The sequence below is a fragment of the Streptomyces phaeoluteigriseus genome (assembly GCF_001896135.2).
GTDB lineage: Bacteria > Actinomycetota > Actinomycetes > Streptomycetales > Streptomycetaceae > Streptomyces > Streptomyces phaeoluteigriseus.
Window position 1 is genome coordinate 331,042 of record NZ_MPOH02000017.1, and the last position, 10,033, is coordinate 341,074.

Genomic DNA, 10,033 nt, shown 5'->3' on the forward strand with positions numbered 1-10,033 from the left:
CTTCTCGCAGTGCACCCTTGCGTCGGCGTGCCTGCGCGGCCACCGCCCCTGCGGCTTCTCGACGCGGGCCTCAGCCCGGTCCGGAGCTTTGGCGCGCCTCGTCCGCGAGGTTTCGGCCCGAGTCGCGTGCCTGTTCCGTGACCTGCCCCGCCTGGTCGCGCGCCTCTTCCTGTGTGGTGCGGGCGGCCTGTGCGGCACTGTCCTTCACCTCGGCGGCGGCACTCTGGGTCACCTCCTTGGCACCTTCCTTCAGGTGCTGCGCGGACTCGCCGACGGCCTGCTTGACCGGCTCCAGCGCATCACTCTCCATGAGCTGGGAGGCCTTTTGTTGCTCAGCCTCGGAGGCGGGCAGCAGGGAGGAGGCCAGCACCCCGACGCCGAAGGCGACCAGGCCGGCCGCCAGCGGGTTGCCGCGCGTCTGACGGCGGGCCAGGTCGGGCGCCTGCTGTACGGCCTGGCCGGCCTGGCCGGCGGTGGCGCGCACCGAGTCGGCCGCCCGTCCGGTGCCTTCCTGGAGGGAACCGGCCGCGGACTGCGCCGTGCCGGTCACTCCATGTGCGGTGTCCGACGCCGTGCCCATGACCCGCTCACGGATGCCCGACACGGCGCCGCGCATCCTCTCCTTGCGGCGGTGTACCGCCCGTCGAGGGCTGGTTCGATCGGCGAGCTGGTCCACGTCCGCGGACAGCCGGCCGCGGGTGGCCTCGATCTCGGCCCTCATTTGGTCGGGTGACGTGCCCATTCCGCGTTCTCCTTCATGGTTTCGACGGTTCGCTCGGGCTTCGGGGAGACGGTGCTCATTCGTTGGCGGCCCTTCTGGTACAGCACGGCCGCCACGACGGCCCACACGGCGGTGACGATCAGGGCGGCCCAGCCCCCGTCCATCACGTTGGCCAGACCGAGTACGGCGGCCAGCGACAGGAACAGCAGGACCATGTAGCCGGCGAAACCCGCACCGCCGAACATCCCGGCGGCCTTGCCCGCCTTCGTCGCCTCTTCCTTGATCTCCGTCTTGGCCAGTTCGACCTCCTGACGGAGGAGCGTCTGGAGGTCCGCAGTCACCACGGACACCAGTTGCCCCATGGATCGGTCCTGCCCCTGCGGCTCGGCCGAGCCGGGCGGCATGGGGGAGATCGAAGCCATGTCACACCTCCGGGTACGGACGACCCGGTGTGCCGTCGGGCGGCGTACCGGTGACCGGGGGGACCGGCGGAACGGACGGCGCCTGCGGAGGGGCGTGACGGACGGCCCCGGTGGGGGGACCGGTCGGCAGGAGCGGGGCGGCGGGGCGGCGAGAGTGCCTTGGTCCGGTGCCGGGGCGGCTTGTTGCTGCCCGTCTCCACCGGTTCTGGCGGATCCCGCCACCCGCGCCAGGCGCCCGACAGCCAGTCCTGCCAGCACGGCACCCCCGAGGAAGGCCCCGGGTCGGCGGCGGGCGAACCCCTGGAGGTTGGAGACAAGGCCGTCAACGCCCTGCTCGTCCAGGTAGTCGGCCGCCCGGTGACCCTTGTCGGCCGCCTTGGTGGCGAGACTGCGGGCGGGCGAGTCACCCTGGGCGTTCTCGGCCATGCCGGAGAGATCACTCGCCCACTGCCGCAGCGTGTCGGCAGCCCACTTGGCCTGGTCCTCGGCCTCGCTCTTCGCGCGGTGTCGCAGTTCCTCGATGACCGTGCCCGCCTGCTGCCGTGCTTCGCCGACTACGCTCTGGACCTGTTCTGCCGCGGTTCCCGCCACCTGGGTCGCGGCCTCTTTGGCCTGGCCGGCCGTTGCCGAGGTCTCCGCCTTGGCCTTTTCCCGGGTGGTCCCGGTCCCCGTTCCGGTCTGTATGGACTCAGTCATCGGCGGCTTCTCCTCATCGGATGTCGCGTGTCTTCCGGAGGCGGTATGCCAGACATCATGCACAACCGTCCTTTCTCGTTCCGAGTGGCCCTTTATCCACATATGACACTTCTTGAGGCAGATAAAGGAAGGTGGTCCGGGTGGTCCGCGCTCACCACGCGCGCGGCGACGGGCGCGGCGGCCCACACCCCGGACGACGATCGGAGTGGTGGGCGGCCAGCCAGCGGCGGTGGCCGAGCCGCGCGTCGGCGCCACGCATGCCGTCCGAGCCGGACGGACCGCCAGCGTCAACGGTGAACAGCGCGGCGGGTGCTTCCGCCGGCTCAGGGGTTCGACGGCCGTCACGCCGCCGCGGCCGGCCGTGAACGGTCTGCTGCGGTCGGTGCCGCCCGCGCCGAACGGGGGAGGCGATCGACTACCTACCGCGGGTCGGGTACACGAATCTGCCACGTGATCATGACCGTCCGCATCCCGCTAGGCCTCAGCCGTACAACCACGAGACGTACCGCCGTGTCCTGTCGCCGCGTCCGCGTCCTGGAGAAGCTGGCCGGTCTGTCGCCGGTGGTGTGGGCGCTGCCTGCCGACGGCGCGGTCCTGGTATCGCGGTGCCCCTTGTTCTTCCGGGGCGATCACGGCCCTGCCCGCGGGTGAGCAGTTGCACGCCGTCGGCGTCGGGGCGGGACACCGTTTCCGGCTGGCCGCATCCGGGGCACTCCCGAGACGGTGCGGGCCCCGCAGCAAGCACTCCCGAGTCGGTGGCGGGCCCCGCAGCAAGGCGCGGGCCCGCCACGACTCGCCGCGACGCGTGGCTCAGTGGTCGTCGCGGATGGTGGTCGCGATGCCTTTGCTGCTCACGACCTCGGCGCTGAAGCCCTTCTTGGCGGCATCCTCCAGTTCGATCTCGGTGCACTCGGTGCCGCCCTGGCCTCCTTCATCCGTGCTCGTGTCACCGCAGATGTCGCCGTAGCCCCAGATCTCGGTGTCCTCGGCGAGGAGGAACTGCTGCTCGACGCCCTTCATGTCGGAGACGGTGTACTTGCCCGGCGCCAGATAGGAGACGTGGCCGAACCAGGTTCCGTCGACGCCCTTGCCCTTGTCCATGCCCTCGATGACGGTGTCGCCGGAGCCGGACGACGAGCCGGAGTCCGAACCCCAACCTGAGGACCCGGAACCCGTCCCGGAACCGGCGTCCTGCTGGGCGGCTCGCCGCTCGGTCCGAGGGTCGCGATACCGTTCCTCATCTCCACGTCGGCACTCACGGCGTCGTTCCTCATCTCCACGTCGGCACTCACGGCGTCCTCCTTGGTGGCCGCCTCCAGCTGGTCGAGCGTGCACGGCGCGTCCACCCCGGCACCCGCCGTGCCGCAGATCGTGCCGGCGCCGTAGACCTCTGTGTCGTCGGCGACCAGGAACTGCTGGTCGCCCTTGCCCGGTACGGACACGATGTACTTGCCCGGGGCGCGGTAGGTGACCTCTCCGTTCTTGAACGAAGCGCTGACGCCCTTCGAGTTCGTGGATCCCGTCTCCTTCTCGGTGACCCCTGCCACCCCTGTACCGGTTATGCCGGACGCGCTGTCGTCGGTGCCGTTCTGGCACGCCGTCATCAGCAGTCCGGCGGTGATCGCGGCGGTGGCGACGACGGCACTGCGCAGGTGGCGGTTCAACACGGGAGGTTCCTTCCGGGGCGGGGTAGCGGGGAACCGGCGGCGTACTCCGCCGGTTCCCCGCTACGTGCCGACTCCGAGGGACCCCACAACCCGCAGGTCGCATGCGTCTCTCCTTCAGGAAGCCGTCATGACATAGCTGCGACACGTCAACATGTCGACTGCCAGGGGTTGTTCGCCGACGCTCCGCCTCGCGCCACACGGCACGTACGGCGCGCCGACCGGTCCGCCGAGGCCGTTCGCCGCCGCCGAGACCCGGAGCATCGCGTCGACCCGGCGAGAGCATCGCGTTGACCCGACGCGGGGACGCCGCCGCCCGGACATCCGGCGGGCCGTGACCGGGCAGCCCGAAGCAAGTAGGGCTGATTCCCCGCTTACCGCCGTCGCGCTTTGCCCACCGTCGTCTCGGAGGTGCCGCTGATCGTCCGCGAGCCGGTCACCGACAGCCCGCGCCACACAGGTGCGGGGTGCTTGTCCAACCTCACGATCGACGGCTCAGCCGTCGACGTCGCCTTCACCGCCGCCGGTGAGGAACCACCCCGGGGACAAGGCACCGGACGCCGCACCCGGGGGCCATCGTCGGGAGCGTCCGGGATGCGGTCCGTCCGGCCGCCCTCCAAGGTGAACACACAGGCCGCAGCCCCGGCACGGAACACCCGGGGCCGCGCCTCGACATCAGGAGGTGCACGCGTGACCAAGGACGACGGCCAGGACAAGGCCCCACGCAAAGGCGACAACGTGGCCTGGAACAGCCACGGCAGCGAAACGACGGGGAAGGTCGAAAAGAAGATCACCAAGCGGACCAAGGCTGCCGGACGCACCGTGGACGCCTCACCCGAAGAACCGCAGTACGAGGTACGCAGCGACAAGTCAGGACGCTCGGCCGTCCACAAGCCGTCCGCCCTCAAGAAGCGCAAGAAGTGAGCCTCAGGTGGACGAGCAGCAACAGCAGACGTGGAACGAGTTCCGTGAACTGGTCAACATGAAGCCGTCGCAACTGGCGAAGTGGCTGGAGACAGCAGAATCCCTCGACGCGGGACAGCACAAGGACGGCGGCGAGTCCACCGGACATGCCTCGGGCCGCCGTATCCTCAGCATCCTCCACACCCGCAAGGACGACCTGACGGACGCCGACCATCAGCACATGCGCAAAGTCGTCGGCTACATCCGCCGCCATCTCGCGCAGCGCCCCGCCGGAGACGTACGCGACACCCGCTGGCGCCACTCCCTCATGAACTGGGGCCACGATCCGCTGACGGGCGAAGACCACCCGTCGTAGGACGACGCCACATCGGGCAGCGAGCCGGTGCCGCAGCGTCGACCTGGCACAGGAAGGGCCCGAGGCCTCGTCGGCAAGGCGCAGGAAGGGCGCGCGTCCTCGCCGCCGAGGGCGCGGGCCGTCGGCGCCGCTCCGGCGGCGAGGGTGGCACGCCCGGCGACACCTCGCTATCGCGCGCCTTCGTCCCGCGCAGCGGTGGTCGCCGTGTCGGGGTGGTTCCCAGGGCCTCCGGCCTGGGCGGCGAGCGGGGTCGGGGAGAGGGCCGTGTCCTCCTCCCCCGGTTCGAGGAGGGTGGCCGCGGCGCCGACGATGAGCGGGTCCGGCTTGCCGACCACTTCCGCGTCCTTGGCCGCATAGTCGATGCGGTGGAGCAGACTGCTCATGGCTTCGAGGCGGGCACGTCGCTTGTCGTTGCTCTTGACGACGGTCCACGGGGCGTGTTCCGTGTCAGTGGCCCGGAACATCTCCACCTTGGCGGTGGTGTACTCGTCCCAGAGATCAAGGGACTGGACGTCGGTGGGTGAGAGCTTCCACTGTCGGACCGGGTCGACCTGGCGGATCGCGAAGCGCGTCCGCTGCTCCGCCTGTGACACGGAGAACCAGAATTTCACGAGAACAATCCCGTCGTCCACCAGCATTTTCTCGAACGCCGGGCACTGTTCGAGGAAAAGTTCGTATTCCCGCTGCGTACAAAAACCCATAACGCGTTCGACTCCCGCGCGGTTGTACCAGGAGCGATCGAAGAAGACGATTTCTCCTGGTCCAGGGAGATGGTTGACGTAGCGCTGGAAGTACCACTGTCCCTTTTCGCGTTCAGTGGGCTTGTCCAGAGCCACGATGTTGGCGCCGCGCGGATTGAGGCGCTCGGTGAAGCGCTGGATGGTGCCGCCCTTTCCTGCCGCGTCACGGCCCTCGAATATCAGGACCATGCGACTGCCGGTCTCCTTGACCCAGCGCTGAAGTTTGAGCATTTCGATTTGCAGGACCCGCTTACGCCGCTCGTACGCCTTGCGCGTCACTTTCCGGTCGTAGGGGTAGTTCTCCCGCCAGGTAGTGATCGGTTCGCGACCGCTGTCCAGCAGTATCGGTTGTTCCGGTCTGCGGTTGTCGACCGTCAGGCCCTCCAGCAAGCGTGCCTCAGTCTCATCGCGGTCCATGTGTCCCACTCCCTGCGCGGCCGGTCGTGCCCTCTGGGTTTCATGGGAGCGATTGCCCTAAACGCCGTACTTATCACCTGGGCAAATGCGGTCGGTTTCGTACGGCAGAGCGTCCCGCCGGCGCGCGATGCGCCGATTCAGTGCTCGCCGAAGATCGGGAAGCGGTGTCGGTGCCGGGCGGTGCCCATGGGTCGACCCGGATGACGACGACCAGCTGGGCGCGTTCACCGTCCGTACACGGTCCTGGGCGGGTATCGACGGAGGTGTCAGACGATGCCGATCAAGCGCACCTCGGCTCTCCAGCGCCGTCAGGCCCGTGCCTCCGAAGCGCCTGACCTCCCCGCCTTCGTCTCCGCACGCGCCCGGTACTCATCGAGAAACCCCACCGCGAGCAGCAAGAGCACCGCGGCGAAGGCGAAGGCAGCGGCCAGCGCGTTGAGCGAGGTGTAGGGGCCGTCGGCCGCGACGACGCGACCGCCGTCCAGCAGACAGTCGAAACCCAGCGGGAAGTAGGACGGTTCGTGCCCGGCGAGTCGGTCGAGTGTGCCGGGCGGGAGGGAGCGGCAGGGATCGGCGGGGGCGGACCCCGCCCCGGACTCGGCTTCGCTCGCGTCCCACTGGACCGAACCGAGCCCGATCGCGTAGACCATGACGGCCGCAATCGCCGCCATGCCCGCGCTCCAACGCAGCAGGTCCCTGGCCCAGTCCGGTCGGCGCCCGGGAACGGCGACCGATATCAGCTTCACCACGACCGCGATGGCCCAGAGCGGTATGGCAAGCACGGCGGCATACATCAACAGGACGAACACGTCGCAGCCACCTCTCGGACGTTCCCGGACTCCCCCGACGACATGGTCGCGCTGTGCCAGACGTCACGGCGTGCCAGTCGGTTCCGCCACTCCGCCGATGTCCGCGCAGATCTTCCCTTCCATCGGCAACGCGGTTGGTGCTTGGTGGTCTTTGGTCCGCCTTTCCGTGCCGGCGGACACCGTGTCCGGCGGGAACGAGGACCTTGTGTGCTTCGACGGCCAGGCTTTCCGGATGGTGGCCCACGAGCTGCCGGCCGCGCCCCGGTCGCCCGCGGGCCTGTGCGACCCGCTCGTCACCTGGGCGGTCACCAGCCCGCGCTGGGGGCAGGTCAGTCGGAAGTGATTCTTGCGGGGTCGTCCGCCGGGGTGCCGAGGCGGAGCCACCGGTAGCCGTAGGCGGGCAGGTCGACGTGCCACATGCCGTCGTCGGACGCCTTGAGACCGGCGTGTGCCTCGTCGAGCAGGTCCGTCAGCCGCCCTCCCGCTCGGGCCTCGCGCATCTCCAGCCGCACGGTGACAGGCTGGTCCGCGAAGTTGTGCACGGCCAACACGGTGCCGTCTCCGGCGCTGCAGACGTGCGCCAGGACCGAGCGCTCCCCCGTCTCCACCAGGCGGTAGTCGCCCCAGGCCAGTTCGGGGGCCTCCCGGTAGCGTTCTATGAACAGACGCATGCGGCTGAGGAGGGAGCCGGGGTCGCGGCTCTGCTCGTACACGTTGATCTTCCGGGGGCCGAACTCGGAGTCCACCAGGGGGTTGGGAAAGGTGTCCGGGTCGGCGGTGGAGAACCCGGCGCCCTTCTCCGGGGTCCATTGCATCGGTGTGCGTACGGCCTGGCGTCCCTCGGCGGCCAGGTTCTCGCCCATGCCGAGTTCCTCTCCGTAGAAGAGCACAGGGGTACCCGGCAGGGTGAACAGCAGGCTGTAGGCGAGTTCGATGCGGCGTTGGTCGCCGTCGACCATGGGTGGCAGCCTGCGGCGCAGCCCTCGGCCGTACAGTTGCATGTCCTTGTCCGGACCGAAAGCCGCGAACACCTCGCTCCGTTCGTCGTCGCTGAGTTTGTCGAGAGTGAGTTCGTCGTGGTTGCGCACGAACATGGCCCAGTGGGCGTCGCGCGGCGCGGCGGGGCGGTCGCGCAGGGCGGCGGCCAGCGGCCTGGCGTCCTTGCGCGCCATCGACAGGTACATCTGCTGCATCGCGACGAAGTCGAAGCACATGGTGAGTTCGTCCCCGCGGTCCGACGAGGGATCGCCGAAGAAACGGGTGGTGCCGTCGTAGGGGAGGTTGACCTCGCCCAGCAGGATCGACTCGCCGTTCCGGCGGCCGAGGAAGGCGCGCAGATCGGCGAGGAACTCGTGCGGGTCGGGGAGTGCTCCCGCGTCGCTCTGCCCGTCGGTCTCCAGGAGGAAGGGCACGGCGTCGACCCGGAACCCGGACAGTCCCAGCTGCGTCCAGTAGCCCATGATGCGGGCGATCTCGTCGCGGACCAAGGGGTTGGCGACGTTGAGGTCGGGCTGCTGCTTGTAGAAGCGATGCAGGTAGTACTGTCCGCTGGCCTCGTCGTACTCCCACAGACTGTCCTCCGCGTCGGGGAAGACCACGCCCTCGGGACCGTCCTTGGGGGGCTCGTCCTTCCAGACGTACCAGTCGCGGTGTGCGGAGTCCCGGCCGGAGCGGGCGTCCCGGAACCAGGGGTGGTCCTCGGAGGTGTGGTTGACGACGAGATCGGCGATCACGCGGATGCCACGGTCCCGTGCGGTGCGGACGAACTCGGTGAAGTCCCCGAGGGTTCCCAGGCGCGGGTCCACCCCGTAGAAGTCCGTGATGTCGTAGCCGTCGTCGCGCTCCCGCGTCGGATAGAACGGCATCAGCCACACGCAGGTCACACCGAGCCGCACCAGGTGGTCGATGCGCTGCGTGAGCCCCGCGAAGTCGCCGATGCCGTCGCCGTTGCCGTCCTGGTACGTCTCGACGTCCAGGCAGTACACCACCGCGTTCTTCCACCACAGGTCGGACGTGCGCGTCAGACGCATCGGTACTCCTTCGCCGTGGCGGGGATCGGGCGGGTCACGTCGAGTTGCGGCAGGACCTCGGCACCGAACGCATCGATGAACGCGCTCTGTTCGCGGCCCACGTGGTGCAGCATGACCGCGTCGAAGCCGAGGTCGGCGTACTCCTGCAGCCGGGCGGTGTGCCGGCCGAGGTCGGAAGAGACGTCGACGGTGCGGGCCACCTGCTCGGGAGTGACGTGCTCACTGACGATGTCGAAGAGTTCCGCGGAGTCCAGGTCCCAACTGACCGGCGGGGCGTGGACGTTGGTACGCCACTGATCGTGGGCCAGCGCGAGGGCTTCCTCCTCGTCGGGTGCCCAGCTCAGGTGTACCTGAAGGTGGAGGGGCCCGCGGCCGCCCGCGTCACGGTACGCACCGACGATCTCGCGCAGCCGTTCCGGCGGGGCGTTGACCGTGATCAGTCCGTCCGCCCACTCGGCGCACCAGGCAGCGGTGGCGGTGCTGCAAGCGGCTCCGATCAGCGGCGGTACGTCGGGGGGCAGCGTCCACAGCCTGGCCCGGTCCACGCTCACCAGGCCGTCGTGGCTGACCTCCTCTCCTCGCAGCAGCGCCCGGATGACGTCGACACACTCGCGCAGTCGCGCGGTACGCGTGTCCTTGCGCGGCCAACCCGTGCCCGTGATGTGCTCGTTGGAGGCCTCGCCGGTGCCCAGTGCGGCCCAGAACCGGCCCGGGTTCATGGATGCGAGGGTGGCGATCGCCTGGGCGACGACCGCGGGGTGGTAGCGCTGACCGGGGGCGTTCACCACACCGAACGGCACCTGGTCGGTGGCCTGGAGGGCGGCACCCAGCCATGACCAGGCGAAGCCGGACTCCCCTTGGCGTACGCTCCACGGCGAGAAGTGGTCCGAGCACATGGCGGCGGTGAAGCCCGCCTGTTCCGCACGAACCACGGCGTCGAGGAGATCAGCGGGCGGGATCTGTTCGTGCGAGGCGTGCAATCCGTAGACAGTCATGGCAAGCGACTACCCCTGGAACGGCCCCTCACCGTGGGCCGACCCCACGGACGTCGACGCCATGACGACGTCCGAGGCGCACGATGCGTGTGGTGAAGGTGCAGGGCCGCCAGGCCGCGTCGTGAAGGTGCAGGGCCGCCAGGCGCCTTCGGATCGGCGTGGGCCGATGCGGGCGCGGGCCGATGCGGGCGCGGGCCGATGCGGGCGCGGGCCGGTGCGGGCGCGGGCCGGTGCGGGCGCGGGTGAGCCGCGTCGGGCAC

At 69.6% G+C, this 10,033-nt stretch carries 11 protein-coding genes; 3 read left to right on the forward strand and 8 right to left on the reverse strand.

What is annotated here, in order from left to right; translation table 11 throughout:
* Nucleotides 1-70: 70 nt before the first annotated feature.
* The 4 genes from BM536_RS28985 to BM536_RS29000 all read right to left on the reverse strand — a co-directional run bounded on the left by BM536_RS28985 (nucleotide 71) and on the right by BM536_RS29000 (nucleotide 3,506).
* Nucleotides 71-742 (reverse strand): DUF3618 domain-containing protein, encoded by a 672-nt coding sequence (locus tag BM536_RS28985; protein WP_073495967.1) that lies wholly within the window; start codon nucleotides 740-742, stop codon nucleotides 71-73.
* The gene (locus BM536_RS43295; RefSeq protein WP_245873852.1) at nucleotides 718-1,839 is read right to left on the reverse strand and encodes a phage holin family protein; all 1,122 of its coding nucleotides are present in this window, start codon (nucleotides 1,837-1,839) and stop codon (nucleotides 718-720) included. The genes BM536_RS28985 and BM536_RS43295 overlap by 25 nt, the downstream gene beginning before the upstream one ends.
* Nucleotides 1,840-2,649: 810 nt before the next feature.
* Nucleotides 2,650-2,859, reverse strand: a complete 210-nt coding sequence (locus tag BM536_RS43300; RefSeq protein WP_245873853.1) for a hypothetical protein — start codon at nucleotides 2,857-2,859, stop codon at nucleotides 2,650-2,652.
* Nucleotides 2,856-3,506 (reverse strand): hypothetical protein, encoded by a 651-nt coding sequence (locus BM536_RS29000; RefSeq protein ID WP_245873854.1) that lies wholly within the window; start codon nucleotides 3,504-3,506, stop codon nucleotides 2,856-2,858. Before BM536_RS29000 ends, BM536_RS43300 begins: the two co-directional genes overlap by 4 nt.
* Nucleotides 3,507-4,193: 687 nt before the next feature.
* Between BM536_RS29000 and BM536_RS29005 the strand changes: the two genes are divergently transcribed.
* Nucleotides 4,194-4,427: a hypervirulence associated TUDOR domain-containing protein gene (locus tag BM536_RS29005; protein ID WP_073495981.1), complete on the forward strand. Its 234-nt coding sequence runs from the start codon at nucleotides 4,194-4,196 to the stop codon at nucleotides 4,425-4,427.
* A gap of 7 nt (nucleotides 4,428-4,434) precedes the next feature.
* Nucleotides 4,435-4,782: a DUF3140 domain-containing protein gene (locus BM536_RS29010; RefSeq protein WP_281258601.1), complete on the forward strand. Its 348-nt coding sequence runs from the start codon at nucleotides 4,435-4,437 to the stop codon at nucleotides 4,780-4,782.
* Nucleotides 4,783-4,949: 167 nt separating this feature from the next.
* On the opposite strand, the gene ppk2 is transcribed toward BM536_RS29010, so the two are convergent.
* Entirely contained in the window at nucleotides 4,950-5,939 is a 990-nt protein-coding gene (ppk2, locus tag BM536_RS29015) for a polyphosphate kinase 2 (protein WP_073495969.1), read from the reverse strand.
* A 308-nt stretch (nucleotides 5,940-6,247) separates the two neighbouring features.
* Complete coding sequence (locus tag BM536_RS29020) at nucleotides 6,248-6,748, reverse strand: hypothetical protein (protein ID WP_079275103.1); 501 nt, start codon at nucleotides 6,746-6,748, stop codon at nucleotides 6,248-6,250.
* A 97-nt stretch (nucleotides 6,749-6,845) separates the two neighbouring features.
* Here BM536_RS29020 and BM536_RS29025 point away from each other — a divergent pair, with 97 nt between their 5' ends.
* Nucleotides 6,846-7,091, forward strand: a complete 246-nt coding sequence (locus BM536_RS29025; RefSeq protein ID WP_073495970.1) for a hypothetical protein — start codon at nucleotides 6,846-6,848, stop codon at nucleotides 7,089-7,091.
* Here BM536_RS29025 and BM536_RS29030 read toward each other — a convergent pair.
* Together BM536_RS29030 and BM536_RS29035 are read right to left on the reverse strand one after the other, a co-directional pair.
* On the reverse strand, nucleotides 7,078-8,778 hold the full coding sequence (locus BM536_RS29030; RefSeq protein ID WP_073495972.1) for an alpha-amylase family protein: 1,701 nt from the start codon (nucleotides 8,776-8,778) through the stop codon (nucleotides 7,078-7,080). The genes BM536_RS29025 and BM536_RS29030 overlap by 14 nt on opposite strands.
* Complete coding sequence (locus BM536_RS29035; protein ID WP_073495974.1) at nucleotides 8,769-9,773, reverse strand: TIGR03885 family FMN-dependent LLM class oxidoreductase; 1,005 nt, start codon at nucleotides 9,771-9,773, stop codon at nucleotides 8,769-8,771. The genes BM536_RS29030 and BM536_RS29035 overlap by 10 nt, the downstream gene beginning before the upstream one ends.
* Between the last annotated feature and the right edge of the window lie 260 nt (nucleotides 9,774-10,033).

Coding starts and splice junctions, on each gene's coding strand:
- BM536_RS28985 (WP_073495967.1), bottom strand. CDS start 742: ATGGGCACGTCACCCGACCAAATGAGGGCCGAGATCGAGGCCACCCGC.
- BM536_RS43295 (WP_245873852.1), bottom strand. CDS start 1,839: ATGACTGAGTCCATACAGACCGGAACGGGGACCGGGACCACCCGGGAA.
- BM536_RS43300 (WP_245873853.1), bottom strand. CDS start 2,859: ATGAAGGGCGTCGAGCAGCAGTTCCTCCTCGCCGAGGACACCGAGATC.
- ppk2 (WP_073495969.1), bottom strand. CDS start 5,939: ATGGACCGCGATGAGACTGAGGCACGCTTGCTGGAGGGCCTGACGGTC.
- BM536_RS29025 (WP_073495970.1), top strand. CDS start 6,846: ATGTCCGCGCAGATCTTCCCTTCCATCGGCAACGCGGTTGGTGCTTGG.
- BM536_RS29030 (WP_073495972.1), bottom strand. CDS start 8,778: ATGCGTCTGACGCGCACGTCCGACCTGTGGTGGAAGAACGCGGTGGTG.
- BM536_RS29035 (WP_073495974.1), bottom strand. CDS start 9,773: ATGACTGTCTACGGATTGCACGCCTCGCACGAACAGATCCCGCCCGCT.